The sequence below is a fragment of the Okeania sp. KiyG1 genome (genome assembly GCF_014132355.1).
In the GTDB taxonomy this organism is placed as follows: domain Bacteria; phylum Cyanobacteriota; class Cyanobacteriia; order Cyanobacteriales; family Microcoleaceae; genus Okeania.
Genome location: NZ_BLZO01000071.1, coordinates 32,570 through 51,322, shown reverse-complemented (window position 1 = coordinate 51,322; position 18,753 = coordinate 32,570). Strand labels below are relative to the sequence as shown.

Sequence of the window (18,753 nt, the reverse complement as noted above, 5' to 3'; positions counted from 1 at the left end):
AGGAGGATAACAGTGTTTCTGAGACTTGCAGAACAACATCGTCAATTTGTACAAGACCTGGTAATGAACTTGCAGGCTCTGGCCATTGTGCTGGAGAATAGAGGATATCTGGCTTCTTGTTATACCTGCGGAGGCAAAATGAATAGTGCCTCGTTTATGGTCAGCTTGGGAGAAAATCATCTGATTCGCTTTCTAGTATCAGATTATGGTATTACATGGACAGAGATGCGAGACGACCGCGAACTAATGAAATTAGAAGGAGCTGAAGCAATTAGCCAGTTACAAGAGCTAGCTAATTTGCTGAAAAACCAGATTCAGCCCTGTCAACACTCTGGTCAACTTCCGCAGGAAGACTTAAGTCTGAATCAGGTCATCTAGTCTATCAGATATATCAGAGAATGTTGAAAGAGGACTTCTCCTATAATTTTTAATTTAGCTGTGAGATGAATTTCAACCAGCCCATTAATTGAATAGTAGCGAATCAATATAGTATTTGTTATAGTTAATAGTAGAGGATTGATAGCGGTAGGGCATACCGTTAAATAAGAAGCTTGGGTCGATTGTCTACAGGGGGTACAACTCAACTTGTTTGATTTGTTATCTAGTTAAGAGTTATTGTTCGCGTAGCGTTGCGTCAGCAAAGCAAGAATCACCCGTTATAATCTCCGATTGAACGGGCGAGTAACAAGAATTTCCTGCGTTAAACCTTTTGGGTATGACGCAGACCTTAATCGGCCTTTGACATCCTTCTCAACCTGAAAGATAGGAGGACCTATACCAAGCAATTGCTTCTTGGTATGTTAAACTTTTTCTGGCGCAGAGCTTTTGCTAATATTGGGTGCTGTGATTAATGCTAGTTTGATACTTTATTCAGTATTGGCTTAATGTCTCCATTAACGCATATCCTCTTGAGAAGGCGTGCCCCGACGCTCGCCTAAAAATTATGCTTTTAGATATTACTTAAATATAACACATTGCAGAAAAAAGTAGCCATAAGAGTATGAGACTTCAGACCCAATTTTTCAGCTCTTGCTGTCAAAGCCGAGAAAGCTGGGCAGAAAACAATAGCTGTAAATCCCAATGGTACAAGCCAAGATTGCTCAAATTGTGGTGAAAAGGTTTCAAAAAAATGATCAGATAGAGTTCATTCCTGTCCGCATTGTGGCATTGTGATGTGTCGCGATAAAAATGCTGCCAGAAATGTAAAATACAGGGCGGTAGGGCCCAGACGTCCTTAAAGCACGCGCTTGTCCGACGGGGTACCGGGACTGAGAAGCGAGAAGCCCACACTATAGCGTCAGCAAGCGTGTGGGAGTATGTCACCAACTTACAATATCTTTTACTCAGAAAGTAAAAGCTATTTTGCTTACACTATTTGGGTAAATCTAGCTTGAACAAATGCTAATCTAGAAATAGATAAGTTAAAAATATAACATTTGCCAGACAAAAGCTACTACATTAGACAAGTCTGGTGGTAATATAGGAGAGTTGATTGCAAACTATGAGTCTTTTAGAGTCTCAATGGCAACATTTTTTCGTAGACACCAATAACGTACGCCTACATTATGTTACTCAAGGTGAGGGAGAGTTAGTCATACTCCTTCATGGGTTCCCTGAGTTTTGGTATTCTTGGCGTTATCAAATTCCTGCATTGGCCCGTCATTATAAAGTTGTAGTACCAGACTTACGAGGCTACAATGATTCCGAGAAACCAGATAACGGCTATGACTTAGATACCCTAGCTGCTGATATTCGAGGACTAATTGAACGTTTGGGTTATGTTAAAGCCCATATTGTAGGCCATGATTGGGGAGGAGCGATCGCCTGGCATATGGCCCAAAAGTTTCCTCAACATCTTAACCGCCTAGCAATTTTGAATGCGGCCCATCCACAAAAACTTATTCAAGAAATAACAGGAAATATAGATCAACTATGGCGAAGTTGGTATATATTAGCTTTTCAAGTTCCTGGTATTCCAGAATGGCTGATTCAACAAAATTTAAGAGAATTTATTAAAGGGGTTTTTCAAGGACAAGCTATTCGTAAAAGTGTCTTTAGTACCGAAATTACTCAAATTTATCAAGCAGCTCTGGAAAAACCAGGAGCGCTTGTAGCAGCAATTAATCACTATCGTCAATTTCTTTTACCTCAAAACTGGCTAAAAAGCTTTCATCCTCAGCCATCATTAATTACAGCACCTACTTTAATTTTGTGGGGAAAAGAAGATTCTTTTTTAAGTCAAAAACTTACAGAAGGTTTAGATAAACTAATCGCAGCTCCTTTTTGGTTAAAAGTCATTCCTGAATGTGGCCACTGGATTCAGCAGGAAGTACCTCATACAGTCAATAGAGAGCTACTTGATTTTTTACGAAAGAAATAATGGTGTTGGTGAAGTGTGTGTATGATATTAATCTTAATTACTTAGGAGTCAACCCACCCCTAACCGCTCCCAGGAGGGGAACTCAGTAGGGGCGAATGGCCATTTATAACGCAAAGCTGCCGAATAGCGCCCGTACAGGAGTCAGGAGTGAAGAAATAAGAAGTAAAGACGAATAGAAGGAGAATGTTTTTCGTTTGCTGGCGCACAAAGCACGTTAACGCAGAGCGGGGAACGGAGCTCTATCCCTAATTATCCGGACATGATATTACAGCAAACTCGGTGGTACATGGGGTACAAAAATTAACGATAAACTGGGGGTTATTACTAGCAAGATATACCTCAGTTATATGAAACATACTTTAGCAAAAAGCAAAAAAAATCATAGTTGCATAATTTGTAGATTTATAATTAATAAAATACTTGCAACTATGAAATACTTAATCAAAGATCAAATTTACTCTTCCTCTAAAATTTCTTCTTCATCTTCTTCCTCTTCCATTTCATCAGGTGGTGCCACAGAATTAGCAGAAACCAAAGCACCGTGATTTAATTTTTCCCGAACTTTATCTTCAACTTTTTTGGCAAAGTCAGGATTTTCTTCCATATAAGCGATCGCCTTTTCTCTACCTTGAGCAAAATTACTTCCTTCGTAGCTATACCAAGCACCTTTACGCTTAATTACATCTGTCTCTTCAGCTAAGTCAATAATACAACCGACACTAGAAATTCCTTTACCAAAAATAATATCAAACTCAGCAATACGGAATGGAGGAGCAACCTTATTTTTAGCAACCTTTACCTTAACATGAATACCATATTCCTCTGAAGATTTTTTCAGAGTTTGTGTACGACGAATATCCATTCTTACCGAAGCATAAAACTTAAGAGCATTACCACCAGTAGTAGTTTCTGGATTACCATAAACAACACCTATTTTTTGTCGAAGTTGGTTGAGAAAGACCACTGTACAACCAGACTTACCAATATTACCTGTAATTTTCCGTAACGCTTGACTCATTAAACGAGCTTGAAGACCCATGTGAGAATCTCCCATGTCCCCCTCAATTTCAGCTCTAGGAACTAATGCTGCTACCGAGTCAACAACCACAATATCAACAGCTACAGATCGAACAAGGTGATCCACTACCTCCAAACCCATCTCCCCAGTATCAGGTTGGGAGACCAGTAAATTTTCAATATCTACCCCCAATGCAGCAGCATAAGTGGGGTCAAGAGCGTGTTCCGCATCTACAAAAGCTGCGATACCTCCTGTTTTCTGAATTTCGGCGATCGCGTGTAAAGCAAGAGTAGTTTTTCCCGAACTTTCTGGGCCATAAATTTCAATAACTCTGCCCTTGGGTAAGCCACCTCCCAATGCTAAGTCTAAAGTCAATGCCCCACTAGGAATTGTTTCTACCTTCATGCGGGTAGCATCTCCCAAACGGACAATTGATCCTTTACCAAAACTTTTTTCTATAGTTTTCAGGACTGAATCTAAAGCTCTTTGTTTTCTTTATTATCTGTAGCTGAAGCCATTTATTTTTTTCCCAACTTAACACTAGAAATTAATATTTTCTGAGGGTGACATACTCCCACACTAAGCAGGCGCTATAGTGTGGACTTCTCGTTTCCCTGCCCCGGTATCCCGTCGGGCTCCACGAGCTTTAAAGACGGAATGCCCTACCGCCCTATTTTTTATATTTATCGCTGCATTCAAGTCGCGGTCTATTACAACACCGCAATATGGGCAAGAATGAGTTCGTATGTTTAATTCTTTGGGCACTTTTGCACCACAATTTGAGCAATCTTGGCTGGTATTTTGAGGGTTCACTGCTATAGTTTTCTGTCCAGCATTTGCCTCCTGCGGAGGAGCTGCGCTAACAGCTTTGACAGTCAAAATAAACAGGAATTGTCCCCATCCAGCATCATTAATTGATTTACTCAAACGGGTCTTTGCTAGCCCTTTTATATTTAAGTTTTCATGGGCAATAACATCCGCTTTTGATAACAATTTATTAGATGTTTTGAAATGAAAATCTTTACGTTTATCGGCTACTTTTTTATGTTGTTTGGCTACAGCTTTAACAGCCTTAAGCCACCTTTTACTTCCTTTTTTTTTCGAGATAAGCGTTGTTGTAGACTCTTTAATTGCTGCTGAGATTTTCGATAGTATTGAGGGATGGAGACAGACTCTCCTTTACTTGTTACTAAGAATTCCTTCAACCCCATATCAATTCCCAGAGTATTTTTTAATGTAGGTTCAACTTTAGTTGTAAAAGCTGGAGCCGATTTGTCTTCTAGAGATAAAGTCACATAATAACCATCTGCTTTACGACTAATAGTAACAGTTTTAATTATCAACCCTTCTGGTATTGGACGATGCTGAATTAACTTTACCTTTCCTATTTTGGGTAAATTAATTTTATTTCCTTCAATGCAGTCAAGTTTGATTTTAGGATAGGTAAAACTGCGATAACGCCCTTTTCCTTTAAATCTTGGTTTCCCTAATTTATCTCCATTTTTGTCTGTTTTCAACCATCTATCAAAGGCGAGTTTTACCCGTTTTATGCAATCCTGCAGGACCTGAGAGTGAATTAGCTTGTATTCCGGAAATTTGTCTTTGGTATTAACCAAATCTTTTTTTTGAGAGTAATAATCTGGAATTTCTCTTAGTTGAGGAATTGGCATTACTAAGGGGCAGGCGTTAACTGGACAGCGATTTTCTTCCCACCATGAGAATCTTTCACCTAACCGATAGTTGTACTGCCAACGTAATAATTCCAACCACATTTCTATGGTGGCTAACTGTTCTTTATTTGGCCTTAATTTATATTGGTAGGCAGTGCGCATGGTGGAAAATTTCCAGGGTTATAGCAAGATAATAATACAAGTTTTTCAATCAGGGCGAAAGCTTCTGCTAGGATTTTGGCCAATTGACTGGGCATCGAACCTATTCAATTTGCTGCCGATTCATCCACCAAATCTGCATATTATGGCGTGAGGCTTCTCGGCGATGCAGCTAAAAAATGTCCGTCTCACAAAACCCATAGCTTTATTTAATTTTCTAGGTATATTTTATTTACCATGGTTTCCAGAGGCTGCTATTCAATAATTGATAATTGATAATGGATAATTGATAATTACCTCTCCCTAAAAGGAAGAGGATTGAATCAAAGGAAAATTTTTTCTTGTTTCTCCTTAAAAGGAGAGGCTTTAAACCTTAATTATTCGGTAAACGAAAACCTCTACAGAATGGCTACCCAAGTTAATCAATGTAGTTTTGCATACTGCATATATAGTAACATTTTTAAATTTCTTTTATTAGATGATACATATAAATATTATTCAGATGCTTCTATTCTTTGATTTTTATTTGAGATAAACAATAATTATTTGTAGCAATAATAAAAACATTTTTTTGATGATTATTGACTGCCTTGCTCATCCTCAGCAGTTATTTGTGTTATATTATACTTGATAATATGGTCAAATTTAGTGTATAAAATATTACTTTAAACACTTAAGACAATGTAAATCAATATTTCAGTTAGCTCGATATAATTACTAAGATAATGGCAAAAAATATTCCTTTCGTTGACCTCAAGCTCCAACATCAACCGTTAAAAACAGAGCTAGAAAATGCCATCCAGGCAGTATTAGATAGGGGAGACTTTATACTTGGTCAGGCAGTAGAAAAATTTGAGTATTCATTTGCAGAAGCTTGTGGAGTGAAAAATGCTATTGGAGTTGCTTGTGGTACTAATGCTATCACACTAGGACTGCAAGCTTGTGGTATTGGTGCGGGTGATGAAGTAATTTTACCTGCTAATACATTTATTGCAACATTAATTGGGGTACTTGATGCTGGTGCTACCCCCGTTCTAGTGGACTGTAATCTTGACAGTGCCTTAATTGACTTAGAAGCAGCTCAAAAGGCCGTCACCCCCAAAACTAAGGTAATATTACCAGTACATCTTTATGGTCAAATGGTAGCTCCTAGTGAATTACAAGATTTTGCTCAAGCTAACAATTTAATTATATTTGAAGATGCAGCCCAAGCTCATTTGGCACAAAGAGAGGGATATCGTGCTGGAAGTATAGGAAAAGCCGCTGCATTTAGCTTTTATCCAAGTAAAAATTTAGGCTGCTTTGGTAACGGAGGAATAGTTATTACTAATGATTCTGAGGTAGCAAATAAAATGCGAACTCTCCGTAATTATGGCGCACCTCGTAAATATGTCCATGAAGAAGTAGGTACTAACAGTAGACTGGATACGATACAAGCCGCAGTACTTAATGTCAAGCTTCCCTATTTAGAGAGTTGGAATAGCGATCGCAACCAAGCAGCTCAAAAATACGACCGCCTCCTCAGTCCAATGAAAGAAAAAGGTATTATTCCCATACAGAATTTCAGTGGGAGTGGGCATATTTATCACTTATATGTGATTCGAGTTACGGACAAATCTCCCATGAACCGCGATACCCTAAAAGATAAGTTAACAGCCGAAGGTATTTCTGTTGGTATCCATTATCCTATACCCTGTCATCTCCAACCAGCCTATCAAAATTTAGGCTACAAACAAGGAGACTTTCCCAATAGTGAAATTCTCTGTCAACAGATTTTATCCCTACCCATGTATCCTGTCATTAGTGAAGAACAAATTAATCAAGTTGTTGAGACAATTAGTAATATTGTCAATAAATAACTGTTAATTATATCTATCTTAAGATTCAGGGTTTTCTCAGAAAAATATCAGCTAAAAACAATTAATTTTAGCTATAAAATAGATGAAAAAGCAGAATAAATAATAAGAGGAGAAGCATCTTTTTTGTGGCTATCTCCAAAGATTAATTATCCCAAAATTAAATTTAAAAAACTTTTCCTGATGGAATGCTCCGCAAAGAGTAATTAGCATATTTGATAAATAACTGAAACTTAGATAAATGCTCTCAAGGAAATTTGAACCCAAACTGAAAGCCAGTGAAATTTGTGAAGTTTTTATCTCAAATATTTATATCGGTCTAAGAGGTTGCCTGAAAAGTTCCATTTGCTACATCCAATGCCCCCTAAATCCACCAAAATTGTGGGACTAGAGCAAGCAAATTGACTCTTTTTCCCCCCAAAGTTGGCTTGCTCGGGGGGCAAAATTCAGTATCAAAAAACTTTTCAGATATTCTCTAAAACTTCAATCTTTAGAATAAATATCAATAAAACTAAAAAATATGCAAACTCGCCAAAAATTCCCCATTGCTATTGAACAAAACATACTCACAATAGCGATCGCCGCTTTAGTATTACTGATGTATGTTCCTCTCATAATTTATTGGTATGATGGCTGGCTAAATAAAAGTATAAGTATAGAACATGAATACTTTAGTCATGGAATAATAGGTCTACCTTTTGCTGGTTATATTGTTTGGAATAATCGCCATAAATGGCAACAATTACCAAATATTTCTCATCCCTTGGGAGCAGTATTATTAGGACTTGGTGGAGCTTGGTATGTAAGTGGTATCCCAGACTTAATCAACTTATCTTTTCCATTAATACTAGCAGGAATTTGTCTTTGGTTTAAAGGAATTCCTGGATTAAAATTAATGGTTATGCCACTAATTTTCGTTTTGCTTGCTAGTCCTAACCATATTCCTTATCTAATAGAACCTTATGCCTTACCTCTACAAAAATTTATTGCTGCAGTAGCTGGCTTTATTTTAAAACAATTAAATATGGATGTTATTGTAGAACAAATATATCTATATGTAGGGGATAGAATCGTCGAAGTTGCCCCTCATTGTGCAGGTTTAAAAATGTTGTTTACCAGCCTCTATGTTTCACTAATGTTACTTTACTGGACTGGCGCTATAGCCAGTCGTGGTAAAACAATTTTTCTACTTTCCAGCACAGTAGTGGTTAGTGTGACTGCAAATATTATCAGAAACACTATACTAACAATTTTTCATGGTACAGCCCAAGATGAAGCTTTTCATTGGTTACATGATGGATGGGGTGGAGATATGTATTCTGCTTGTATGTTGGGCTTATTAGTTTTGATGATGAATTGGATAGACAGTTATTTTACAACATCAGTTGAACCTGCAAATCAGCCTGATTAGGATAATTAGGGTTTGTTGAAAAAGTCTTTTTAGGGAGTAGGGGACCCACCCCTCGCCCCTCCCCCTCCCAGGAGGGGAATAGAGGAGGAACAGAGAATTACAAAGGAGGTAGTCGGTGTGAAGTGTCCCTTGATTTTTCTGCAATTATTCTATCCAAGATCCTAACTTTTTGTAGCTCTGAGGAAGTGAAAACCTAGCACTTTTTTCAATCCAAAAAAGGCTTTAGCCAATATCTATCAATTCTTTGATATTTGATCGGCAAGCCCTAATTATTTATAAGATAGAATTTTGAGATGTATCCTAGTTAAGATAATTATCTAAAAATTAATAAAAATTTCTTTAATTCGATATTTTTATTATTTATGGGTTTAATACCAAGCTAGAAAAAAGAATGCTTAACTTACGAGGCACTTCTTTGAATGTTACAAGTTGACGTGCAGAATGTTAGTTTAAATGTTAAATAATTTCCTGAAATTACCGAAAAATTGTGGTTGAAAGCCTCCACTTTTAAGCTATCCCTGATAAGGAACTCCTGAAACCTTGATGGGAGGGTGGGGAGGATGGGGAGGTGTGGGGAGTGTGGTCCGTAATAATATTCAAAAAAACGTCTAATTCAATACACTTTTCTGAGGAAAAAGCCTCTCAAACGACTTACACATAACTTCTCACTTTTGTCCGCGTTTTATGTTAAGAAAGATGTTTATAAAGCATAGCCTTTTAAGGGGATAATAAAGAAAAATTTTCATGATTAGTCAATCCTATCCATTTTCAAGGAGAGGTAATTGTTAATTATTAATTATTGAATGTAGCATCAAAGTTTGGAGCAGATCAAATCTGACTTTTGACTTTTGATTTTTAACTTAATAACTGTGGAAAACCATTCCCATCCACTTTTTGCTTATTCCTTCTTAGTTTCTGACTTCTTCAATATGGTTTATAGTTTAAAGAATCTGCAAAAGTATAAATTTCCCCAAATAGTATTGCTGGTATTTCTTTTAATCGTTTTAATAGTAGGAACTGTACCTGGTTATGTAGCAGGAAAATGGTCATGGGAAAATACCCCCAGAATTACTAATCTCAAAAGCTTAAGACAAGTAAGAAAAGATGGATTAACTATTCCTGATTGGACAACAACATCTCATCGAGAAATAACAATTGCCGACCACAAATGGTTGCTTCAAAACATTAACTATGAAAATAAATCTGTCATTTTGTTGCTTTTAACTCAAAATGGACCAAAAGACAAACCTCAAGTAGAATGGATGGATATAAATGGGTATTATCGTTGGAAGACTGATTCGTACAAGCGAGTTAGTTTTACCTCACAGACACCTGATGGAGATAGCATTACAGACTCAAGAAAACAAAATATAATAATAGAAGCTAGATTCTTGAGAGGCTGGACAAATCAACAAACCTATGCAGTTATGCAATGGTATGCCTGGCCTGGAGGTGGTAGTCCAGAAACTGGTGATTGGTTTTGGACTGATAGACTAGCTATGGTATCTCGGAATCGCGTTCCTTGGGTAGCAGTAAATATTTTATTTCCAATTGAACCTTTGGGAGATATTGACCCCTATCTGCCACAACTCAAATCTATTGGGCAAAAAATTCAAGCATCATTAACAAAAGAAGCATTCAAATAATCTGCCAATAGTTAGCGATTAAGATTTCAATCGAGATTTCATAAGATAGTAATGTAGGCAAAAATTCGATCGCCAAGTCAGTCAAACTCAATCAGATTAAGCTAGCTCAAACCCTATGATTAACTGCTGTTATCAAAAGTTAACTCCTTTATTATTGGCCAGTCTCTACTCTAGTAGTGTAACTATTTCCTTCGCAACTCTAATTTTTCCCAAAAGAGCTTATGGACAAATCCCATTACCAAATAACTCTCAGCAAAATATTTCACAGCTTAAAGCACCATCCGTAGGTTCTCCCCCCTTAAACCCGAATTTTGACTCAGACCCAGATTTACGATTGAAACGTTACTTACTCGGACCTGGAGACCAACTTTCGATTCAAGTTCAGAGATTTCCAGACCTGAATGTAGCGACAACTATTGGGCCAGAAGGTACTATTCAAATACCTTTAGTAGGAACAGTGCTGTTGCAAGATTTGACAATATTAGAAGCAATAGAAAAAATTACTTCTGAATTAAATAAATTTATCATTAATCCAGAAGTCTCCATATCCTTACTTGTTCAACGTCCAGTCCGAGTCACGATCGCTGGAGAAGTTACAAGACCAGGCTATTATCCAGTAGGAGGAAATTATCAAATTTCAGATGCTTTAAGTGCAGCAGGTGGTACCACTTTTACGGCAGACCTACGAAATGTAGAAGTGCGTAGGACTTTAGCTGATGGATCTGTAGTTACTCAGGGAGTTGATATTTTAACCCCATTACAAATGGGCGGCTCTCCTCCCGATCTACGTCTAGAAGATGGAGACGTAGTGATTGTACCTTATCAGACTTCTATTGTAGCCCAAGATAGCGATCGGGAATTACTAACTAATTATAGCCAAGCAGGTCCATTACCGACTGGTATTGTGACTGTGAATGGGGAAGTAGAAAGACCTGGTTATTATCCTGCAAATCAAGTATCTTCTGCTTTACTCGCTGCTGGTGGAGCATCTCTAACTGCCGATATCCGAAACATTTTAGTACGTCGGAAATTAAGTGATGGTAGTGTGGTTGAAGAAATAATAGATTTATACACTCCCTTGCAAAATTCTACGGAATTGCCTAATATTCTTCTTAAGGATGGGGATGCTGTAATTGTACCTAGATTAAAACCAGGAGCGGATTTTGGTTATGACCGCGATCTAGTAGGGAAATCGACTCTAAGTGCGCCACAAATTACTATTCGTATTTTCAGTAATCCTAACGATACCCTTGCTACTACTACTCTTCCGAACGGTAGTAGATTGATAGATATTCTTAATGGTATAGCATTAGAATCAGCAGATTTGGAAGCAATTAATTTGATTAGATTCGACCGGGACACAAGAAAAATAGTTAGACGCGAACTCAATGGTAAAGATGCAATATTTGGCGATGCTTCTCAAAATATTTTACTTCAGAATGAGGATATAGTTGTTATTGATAGAACATGGATTGATAATATTAACAATCTACTTGAACAGTATACGCTGCCGATCAGGAGTGGCCTGGAATTTGTACTGTTTTTTCGGTCTTTGCAGCAAGATACTTCTAATGTGTTCTTTGGTGGAGGTGGAGGTAATAATAGGAATAGAAACAGGAATAATAATTAATAAGAAAAGAGGGAGTAGGGAACCCACCCCTAACCCCTCCCTGGAGGGGAAAATAATTGACAATTTCTGTAGGATAATTAATTTGATTTTTTATTATTGGAGATTTCTAATAATTAATGAGGGAGAACTTAAGTAATTAGCTAATATAGAATAAAATCTTCAACAGAGCTAAGAGTTAAAATTTCATTTTTAAATATATTAATAAATACTAGATTATGGCTATACCAATTATTAAACGCTATTTAATCGCTTTAGGACTATACAAGTGGGTAGGAGTAGCAACTTTCACTCTAGCAGTAGGTGTTTCAGGAATAATTGCTTTGCAGCCAACTCCAGAAGCAAAAAGTACAATTCTAGGTACATTGAGGCAAGTTAGACCTGTTTTACTATTTTCAGACACTGGTGCTAAAATCCAAGAAAATGCTCAAGCAGTTACTCCAGAAATGCTACTGAATGATGAAGTTCGACAGATAGTAGCAGAACAAATACTGGTAGATCCAAGAAAGCTCAGAGGAGCAAAATTAGCTTTCAAACAAGGCATCTTCTTTTTATCTTATGAAGATACAGATGAAGAAAAAGCTATAAAAATAGTAAACTCCCTGATGGAACAAATAGTGCAGCAAAGCCGAAAAATTAATACTACATCTCAAAGAGCAATTATTGATGAAGTCAAAAAACGTTTACCCGCAGCAATTGAAGAATTGAGAAAAGCTCAACAAGCACAACAGAAATTTGAGAGGGAAGAGGAAGCTTTACTAATTACATCAAGAGCAGCAGGTTTACCAGCAGCGATCGCAGGTAGCCGACAACAACAGGATCAGATTAAACTTCAGTTAGATGGGGTAGAAGCTCAGATTAAGAGTTTAGAAACACAGTTAGGGTTGACAACAGATCAAGCTTATGTAGCACGGGCACTGGCAGCAGACCCAATTATAGCTCAACTACGAGTGCAGTTGTATCAAGTAGAAAATGAGTTAGATAAGTTATTATTAGATTTTACAGAAGAATATCCAGCTGTAGTTGAGTTGCGTAGGCAAAAACAAGTTGCAGAGCAACAACTACAGCAACGTGCTACAGAAGTATTAGGGGGGAATGGTATAGCAGCGCCATTAAGAAAGGTAGATCAAATTCGAGTAGATGCTTCTTTAGACCCCACAAGACAACAGTTAGCGGAAGCCTTAATATCTCTGGAAACTCAGCAGGAGCAACTACAAAAACAACTACAAACAACAATTCAAATTGAGCAAGACTTGCTAGCTGAGTATGCTACTATTCCTGATAAGCAATTAGAATTAACTCAGTTGCAAGAAGAAGTTGCCATCAAAAAGTCTCGTTTGGATAAGATGCGAGTGACTTTAGAAGATGCTGAAGCAGCGGAGGCAGAGATAATTAGCAGTCTAGCTATTGCTCAGAAAGCTGGTGTTGCCAAGAAGGGTGAAGCAGGAGGAGAAAAAAGTATGCCTTTGATGTTGGCAGTAGGGGGACTAGCAGGCATAGTTGTTGGTGGAGGCTTAATTTTTGTTTTGGGAATGCTTTCTGGCAAGTTCTATTCTTGGGAAGAAATTCAAACAGCATTAAAGGAAAAAGATGTACCATTGTTGGGTTTGTTGCCAGATGTGATATTTTTTGACAACATAGAAGATATGGATGCAGAGGAAATGCCCTTATTAGTTGAGCATAATTCTCCTTATCTTGAATCTTATGAAAAGTTACGGACAAATTTACAACGTCAAGGAACTAAACCTCTGAAAGTTTTGCTGTTGAGTAGTGGAGCAAAAGGGGAAGGTAAAACATTTTGTGCTTATAATTTAGCGATCGCTGCTGCACGAGCAGGTCGGCGGACACTTTTAATTGAGGCAGACTTAAGATCTCCTTCAAAAGTTCAATCTCTTAAAATTGTTCCCGACCCACAGAGAACTATTGAACCTCTTCGTTATTACAGTGACATTAATGATTGTATCCAACCAGTGCCACAGGTAGAAAATTTGTATGTCATCCCTAGTCCGGGCCCGGTGAAACAAGCAGGAGGTATTATTGAATCAAGTGAGATGAAAAGGTTACTTTCTGATTCGCGACATCGTTTTGATTTTGTGGTCCTTGACTCTCCTTGCATCAGTAAAAACAATGATGCTTACATGTTAGAACCTTATACTGATGGCATGATTATTGTGGCTAGGCCACATTTCACTATATCAGGTGTACTAGCAGAGGTCATAGAACAGTTAACAGGTGATGATGAAGACGAATCTGGTAAATATATTCCTAAGCTTTTGGGGGTTGTGGTCAACGCGGCTGATATTCCTATAGATGTGCCATTGGAACAATTTGATGATTTGGATATACCCGAACCACAGTTGGCTGACTCACGGAGAACATCTAGTCTTGAAACTGGAGTGGGAACATTGGTTCGCGATCGATGAACAAAGGTAGAAGGTAGAAGGCAGAAGGCAGAAGGAAAAATTGGTTGGGGTATAAAACCCTATCGAATTGTAGGCAGTGCGAGTGATACTGGGATTTTATACCAAATTCGTTTAATTAATTAGGTATAAAAAATGTGCCATCTTCAACCATTACCAAACATTTTGCCTACTCCCCTGCTCCCCCACTCCCCTACTCCCCTGCTCCCCTACTCCCTACTCCCCTACTCCCCTACTCCCTAAAAATACTTTTCCCGCAAACACTAAGTATTTGTGTCTGGCGAGGAAAATAATCCAAACAAAGGACCTAGAATAGCTCCAAAGACAAAGCCTCCAGCATGAGCCCAATAAGCTATACCACCTCCTTCCATGCCAATATTGGCTGGTGTGTTAAGACTAGCAAAACTATAAAATGCTTGCTGCAAAAACCAAAAACCTAGGAAAAAGAATGCTGGAATACGAACAGTGGTAATAAAAAATCCTAGGGGTAATAATGTGAGAACCTTAGCTTTGGGAAATCTGATAATATATGCTCCCATCACACCGGCGATCGCTCCACTTGCACCCAAAGTGGGAATAGCTGAACCGGGTGAGAAAAACCACTGAGATAAAGATGCTAATACACCACAAGCGAGATAAAAAATTAAAAATTTCACATGACCTAAACAGTCTTCTACATTATTGCCAAAAATCCAGAGGAATAGCATATTTCCACCCAAATGCAACCATCCTCCATGTAGAAACTGGGAACTGAATAGAGTAAGCCATTCAGGAAATTGGGAAGTTGGCAGTGGAACTGAACAAGTATTGCTGAGTTGACAAGGAACTACAGCCCAAGAATAAAAAAACTGCCTAAGTTGAATATCTGACAAACTAATCTCGTACAAAAATAATAGGACATTAGCTACAATTAAGCCGTATACTACAAAGGCTGTTTTGCTAGTAGGGTTTTCGTCGTTTAGTGGAACCACAGTTATCTTTCCTATTTTGCAACTTGTTAACTAATAATAGTCGTGTCTATACCACTATGTTCTTCTTTGCTACTTCTTATGGAAAATTTTTAGATATAAGTTAAAAGTAGTTTCAATGATTTTAATTGAAATCCATACACCACTCTTTCCAGAACTTCTCAAGTCTCAATAGTTATTCAGGAGGGTGTTTTTTAATTTCTCAGTAAGGATATTAGTCTGAAGTTTCCTAGTGCAGAATGGCGGAAATAACTGACCAGTTACAAAATCGCGCGAACAATTACAAATCAAAAATGATTGACTGTCAGATGTGCATCTTGCATTCTGAGGAAACCTCGCCAATTAGCACTCGCTTTTGTACGGGCGCCATTCGGCAGCTTTGCGTCAGCAAATGGCCATTCGCCGCTACTGACTTTTAACTTCCGCGTAGCGGCACTAGAACGATGTCAATTTTGTTCAACCCCTTCTGCTCCCCAAGCAGGAGCTTTTTGTGCAGCTCTCAAAATAAATGCGCCCATCTGTTCTACTTGAGCTTGAGACATCCAGTTTTCAGTAACTTGACGACAAAAATAAGTATAATCACTACCGTCATATATCATAGGGTCTCTGAAGAAAGCAACTAAATTATTAATATTGTCTCGTGGTGGTGTTGCTCCTTCTAAGTTTTTGAGGGATAGAGATATTGGAGGGTTGACTAAATTTGCTCCTCCTACATGACAGTTAAGGCAATTTTTGGCAAACATCTGTTTGCCTGTAGATAAATCTTCAGCAGAAAATTTCTTTGTTTCACCTTGTTCATTTAGTTTAATTTCTACTGGTTGTTTAGCGTCTAAATATCTTTCTACATAGGAATCTACAGCAGCTTCTGCCGATGGAGTATCAAAAATTATTACTTGAATAATAATTAATATAGCTAGCATAAAACGAATCAGTAATGATTTATTCAACATACTATTTTTCTGACTTTAGTTAACTACAAATCTAGAATAATAAATAATTGATTTTAGATTAGGGTTTAATGAAGAAAAAACTAATTTTTTGTCTCCCATCAAAAAACCAATAATCTAAAATCATCAATCAATAGACTTCTTGCAAAAGTATTAATTAAATAGATTCAAGATATGAAATTAACAATTTCATCTCCCTATTCCCTATTCCCTCACAGGAGTGCGCGTTCCCTCTCTTGGTCAGCATTCCGCAAGCGAGCTGGCGTCGTCGCGGGGTCTGACCGCTTGCGTCTGACGCCGACGCGGGGTCGCACCGCTATTCCCTCTTCTCTGACTTCTGCAAGAAGTCTAATATTTCAAAGAAAAAGGAATTTTAACGGAATATTTTACCGCCACCCCATTGTTTGCCTAAAACTTTAGGTTGTACGAGAATGTAACCAGCGACCGCGTATAAATCATCCTCTGTGAGATTTCTCATTTCTGGATAAATATCTGCACTCTTAATGCTGGGATGAAACTCAAATATCTCAGTCTCCCCATCATAGGTAGTAGGATTTTGCATGTAGTCTATGAGACCTTCTATGTTATCTCGTGACGGATAGGCTAAAGCTAAAGCTTCTGGACCAAGGCCAATATCAGGATTAGTTTTGGTTATTCCTCCCACATGACACTGAGAACAAACATTATTAAATACCTGTTTGCCTCTGGCGTATTCCTTAATCTTAAGTACAACTTTTTCACCTTCCTCATTCAGAGGTAGAGTCCGGTCATTATCTGTTAATTCGGCGGCTGTGGCAACGTTAACGAACGTTTGAAACGTCAGAAATACAATGGCAACTACAGCTATGAAAAATTTTTTCAACATTCTTCTCCTTAAAACTGGCAAGTTAATCAAGTGACAGCTCCCGTCGCTAAACTCTTGCGAGCTATAGCGCGGGGTTCTCGTTGACTCCCGGCAACCCGTCGGACAATTTCACGTTCGCGCAGCGGCTCCGCAGGAGAAACTTTGGTTTTACTTCCCCGTGCTGCCACCGGAGAAGGAGTAGAGATTAATTTCTTGCTCTACCTACGTTCGGTGAAAGTTTTACATACAATCAAGCTGTATTTTGAATGCACAATTCCTTGTAAAACCCCCTACCTTCTGTTGTCTAGGTTCATTTTGTAGGTGGCGGTTAGCTATTGAAATAACTTTACCTACATCATTTATTTGACCAGCATTTGGTCCACCATTCATCACGTCGCTAATCCGGAAGGATATAGCGCTGGGCTTCTGGTGGTTGGTGCTAAAACAGATATATTTATTACTTCAGATTTACTGAACTTTGATCTAATTTTTATTTATCAGTGGCAGTGTGTCAATTAGTCAAGTATTTAACAACTCTAATCAAGAATTGGATTTCTGTTCTTGGGCTAATAAATGAGACATGATTGCTTTAGCATCTTCTAAGGCCAAACGAGTCTGAGGGTGCTTATAAGAAATCCTCATTTGGTCACAAAGACGAAGTACTTCGTCTACATGGACATTAAAGTCTTCTGCTATTTCCTGGATTGATATATCTGCGAAACCCATAAGATTTTTTCAATTTATAAATAATTAAAAAAAAATTCCTTGAAGCACTGAGAATCTAATTCTGAGGCATGGTTTGAATTTTGTTGTCGTTTGTAATGGAATTATGTTGTTCTGCCTGAAAGGGTAAATGGCAGTATGGCCCTGTTTCTAATGATTGAGTAGAAGTAGGAGCAGTAGGATGAGTTTTATGAAGGCGAATTAACTGAGCCAGAGTTTTCTTTAGCTGAGTACGAGGTACTATTATGTCTATGAAACCATGTGCCAGTAGATATTCAGAGGTCTGAAAGTTTTCAGGTAGCTTTTCACGGACAGTTTGTTCGATAACTCGTCGTCCAGCAAAACCTATTGTGGCTTTTGGTTCAGCGATAATAATATCTCCAAGCATGGCAAAACTTGCAGTAACGCCACCTGTAGTTGGATGGGTTAAAACTGGAATATATAGCAGTTTCTCTTCTCTATGACATTCTAAGGCTCCGGATATTTTGGCCATTTGCATCAGGCTCAACATTCCCTCTTGCATTCTGGCCCCACCAGAAGCACAAATAATTATTACAGGTAAGCGCTCTTTAGTAGCTTGTTCAATTAATCTAGTCAGTTTTTCTCCAACAACTGACCCCATACTTCCTCCCATAAATTGGAAGTCCATCACTCCCAAAGCTACGGGTTCAGCTTCGATGTTGCCGATGCCTGTTTGTACGGCATCTAAAAGTCCTGTTTTTCTTTGATATTCTGCGAGACGATCGCTATATGCTTTGCGATCGCGGAATTTTAAAGGGTCTGTCCCTCTAATTTTTTCGTTAATTGCCATCCATGTGTTACTATCTATCAAATGCTGAATCCTTTCATTGCCGGATATTTTCATGTGGTATCCACATTCGAGACAAACCATTTGATTAGCTTGGAGGTCTTTGGTATAAGTTAAAGCACCACAAGCTTCACATTTGATCCACAGTCCATCAGCAATTTCTCGTTCAGGTCTCTGTTGAGAGTTCTGGACTGATTTTTGACGATTTGCAAACCAATCAAATAGAGACATTAAAATAATTTAGAATTAGTTGTTAAGTGATTAAGTTTTTTGCTA

13 protein-coding genes and 2 pseudogenes are annotated in these 18,753 nt (G+C 38.0%); 8 read left to right on the top strand and 7 right to left on the bottom strand.

What is annotated here, in order from left to right; all coding sequences use genetic code 11:
* The first annotated feature begins 12 nt into the window (after positions 1-12).
* The 3 genes and pseudogenes from SAGCYANO_RS15155 to SAGCYANO_RS15145 all read left to right on the top strand — a co-directional run bounded on the left by SAGCYANO_RS15155 (position 13) and on the right by SAGCYANO_RS15145 (position 2,380).
* Positions 13-378: a DUF1815 family protein gene (locus tag SAGCYANO_RS15155; RefSeq protein WP_202220844.1), complete on the top strand. Its 366-nt coding sequence runs from the start codon at positions 13-15 to the stop codon at positions 376-378.
* Positions 379-1,028: 650 nt separating this feature from the next.
* Positions 1,029-1,238 (top strand): annotated as a pseudogene (locus SAGCYANO_RS48805) (zinc ribbon domain-containing protein); the annotation flags it as partial.
* 263 nt (positions 1,239-1,501) lie between these two features.
* Positions 1,502-2,380, top strand: a complete 879-nt coding sequence (locus SAGCYANO_RS15145; RefSeq protein ID WP_202220843.1) for an alpha/beta fold hydrolase — start codon at positions 1,502-1,504, stop codon at positions 2,378-2,380.
* A 454-nt stretch (positions 2,381-2,834) separates the two neighbouring features.
* On the opposite strand, the gene recA is transcribed toward SAGCYANO_RS15145, so the two are convergent.
* Both recA and SAGCYANO_RS15135 read right to left on the bottom strand, forming a co-directional pair.
* Complete coding sequence (gene recA / locus SAGCYANO_RS15140; RefSeq protein ID WP_237396197.1) at positions 2,835-3,866, bottom strand: recombinase RecA; 1,032 nt, start codon at positions 3,864-3,866, stop codon at positions 2,835-2,837.
* Positions 3,867-3,977: 111 nt separating this feature from the next.
* A pseudogene (locus tag SAGCYANO_RS15135) lies at positions 3,978-5,170 on the bottom strand (RNA-guided endonuclease InsQ/TnpB family protein).
* A 782-nt stretch (positions 5,171-5,952) separates the two neighbouring features.
* Between SAGCYANO_RS15135 and SAGCYANO_RS15130 the strand changes: the two are divergent.
* The 5 genes from SAGCYANO_RS15130 (at position 5,953) to SAGCYANO_RS15110 (ending at position 14,190) form a co-directional block, all read left to right on the top strand.
* The gene (locus SAGCYANO_RS15130; protein WP_202220842.1) at positions 5,953-7,086 is read left to right on the top strand and encodes a DegT/DnrJ/EryC1/StrS aminotransferase family protein; all 1,134 of its coding nucleotides are present in this window, start codon (positions 5,953-5,955) and stop codon (positions 7,084-7,086) included.
* A 517-nt stretch (positions 7,087-7,603) separates the two neighbouring features.
* Positions 7,604-8,494: a cyanoexosortase B gene (gene crtB / locus SAGCYANO_RS15125; protein ID WP_202220841.1), complete on the top strand. Its 891-nt coding sequence runs from the start codon at positions 7,604-7,606 to the stop codon at positions 8,492-8,494.
* A 929-nt stretch (positions 8,495-9,423) separates the two neighbouring features.
* Positions 9,424-10,140 (top strand): cyanoexosortase B system-associated protein, encoded by a 717-nt coding sequence (locus tag SAGCYANO_RS15120; protein WP_202220907.1) that lies wholly within the window; start codon positions 9,424-9,426, stop codon positions 10,138-10,140.
* 115 nt (positions 10,141-10,255) lie between these two features.
* A complete protein-coding gene (locus tag SAGCYANO_RS15115) occupies positions 10,256-11,770 on the top strand; it encodes an SLBB domain-containing protein (RefSeq protein WP_237396186.1) in 1,515 nt (504 codons plus the stop codon).
* Between the two features lie 215 nt (positions 11,771-11,985).
* A complete protein-coding gene (locus tag SAGCYANO_RS15110) occupies positions 11,986-14,190 on the top strand; it encodes a tyrosine-protein kinase domain-containing protein (RefSeq protein WP_202220839.1) in 2,205 nt (734 codons plus the stop codon).
* A 260-nt stretch (positions 14,191-14,450) separates the two neighbouring features.
* On the opposite strand, the gene SAGCYANO_RS15105 is transcribed toward SAGCYANO_RS15110, so the two are convergent.
* From SAGCYANO_RS15105 to accD, 5 genes are all read right to left on the bottom strand, one after another.
* Entirely contained in the window at positions 14,451-15,158 is a 708-nt protein-coding gene (locus tag SAGCYANO_RS15105) for a rhomboid family intramembrane serine protease (RefSeq protein WP_202220838.1), read from the bottom strand.
* A gap of 443 nt (positions 15,159-15,601) precedes the next feature.
* Positions 15,602-16,105 (bottom strand): photosystem II cytochrome PsbV2, encoded by a 504-nt coding sequence (psbV2, locus tag SAGCYANO_RS15100; RefSeq protein WP_202220837.1) that lies wholly within the window; start codon positions 16,103-16,105, stop codon positions 15,602-15,604.
* Positions 16,106-16,475: 370 nt separating this feature from the next.
* The gene (gene psbV, locus SAGCYANO_RS15095; RefSeq protein ID WP_202220836.1) at positions 16,476-16,967 is read right to left on the bottom strand and encodes a photosystem II cytochrome c-550; all 492 of its coding nucleotides are present in this window, start codon (positions 16,965-16,967) and stop codon (positions 16,476-16,478) included.
* 519 nt (positions 16,968-17,486) lie between these two features.
* Positions 17,487-17,672 carry a translation initiation factor IF-2 gene (locus SAGCYANO_RS15085; RefSeq protein WP_202220834.1) on the bottom strand — a complete coding sequence of 62 codons (186 nt, stop codon included), beginning with the start codon at positions 17,670-17,672 and terminating at the stop codon, positions 17,487-17,489.
* Between the two features lie 55 nt (positions 17,673-17,727).
* Positions 17,728-18,708, bottom strand: coding sequence for an acetyl-CoA carboxylase, carboxyltransferase subunit beta (accD, locus tag SAGCYANO_RS15080; RefSeq protein WP_202220833.1), 981 nt, complete (start codon positions 18,706-18,708; stop codon positions 17,728-17,730).
* Positions 18,709-18,753 lie beyond the last annotated feature (45 nt).

Bases quoted from the DNA above. Each gene is read 5' to 3' on its own strand.
- SAGCYANO_RS15145 (WP_202220843.1), top strand. From the start codon at position 1,502: ATGAGTCTTTTAGAGTCTCAATGGCAACATTTTTTCGTAGACACCAAT.
- SAGCYANO_RS15115 (WP_237396186.1), top strand. From the start codon at position 10,256: ATGATTAACTGCTGTTATCAAAAGTTAACTCCTTTATTATTGGCCAGT.
- crtB (WP_202220841.1), top strand. From the start codon at position 7,604: ATGCAAACTCGCCAAAAATTCCCCATTGCTATTGAACAAAACATACTC.
- SAGCYANO_RS15110 (WP_202220839.1), top strand. From the start codon at position 11,986: ATGGCTATACCAATTATTAAACGCTATTTAATCGCTTTAGGACTATAC.
- SAGCYANO_RS15085 (WP_202220834.1), bottom strand. From the start codon at position 17,672: ATGGGTTTCGCAGATATATCAATCCAGGAAATAGCAGAAGACTTTAAT.
- psbV (WP_202220836.1), bottom strand. From the start codon at position 16,967: ATGTTGAAAAAATTTTTCATAGCTGTAGTTGCCATTGTATTTCTGACG.
- psbV2 (WP_202220837.1), bottom strand. From the start codon at position 16,105: ATGTTGAATAAATCATTACTGATTCGTTTTATGCTAGCTATATTAATT.
- SAGCYANO_RS15120 (WP_202220907.1), top strand. From the start codon at position 9,424: ATGGTTTATAGTTTAAAGAATCTGCAAAAGTATAAATTTCCCCAAATA.
- accD (WP_202220833.1), bottom strand. From the start codon at position 18,708: ATGTCTCTATTTGATTGGTTTGCAAATCGTCAAAAATCAGTCCAGAAC.
- SAGCYANO_RS15130 (WP_202220842.1), top strand. From the start codon at position 5,953: ATGGCAAAAAATATTCCTTTCGTTGACCTCAAGCTCCAACATCAACCG.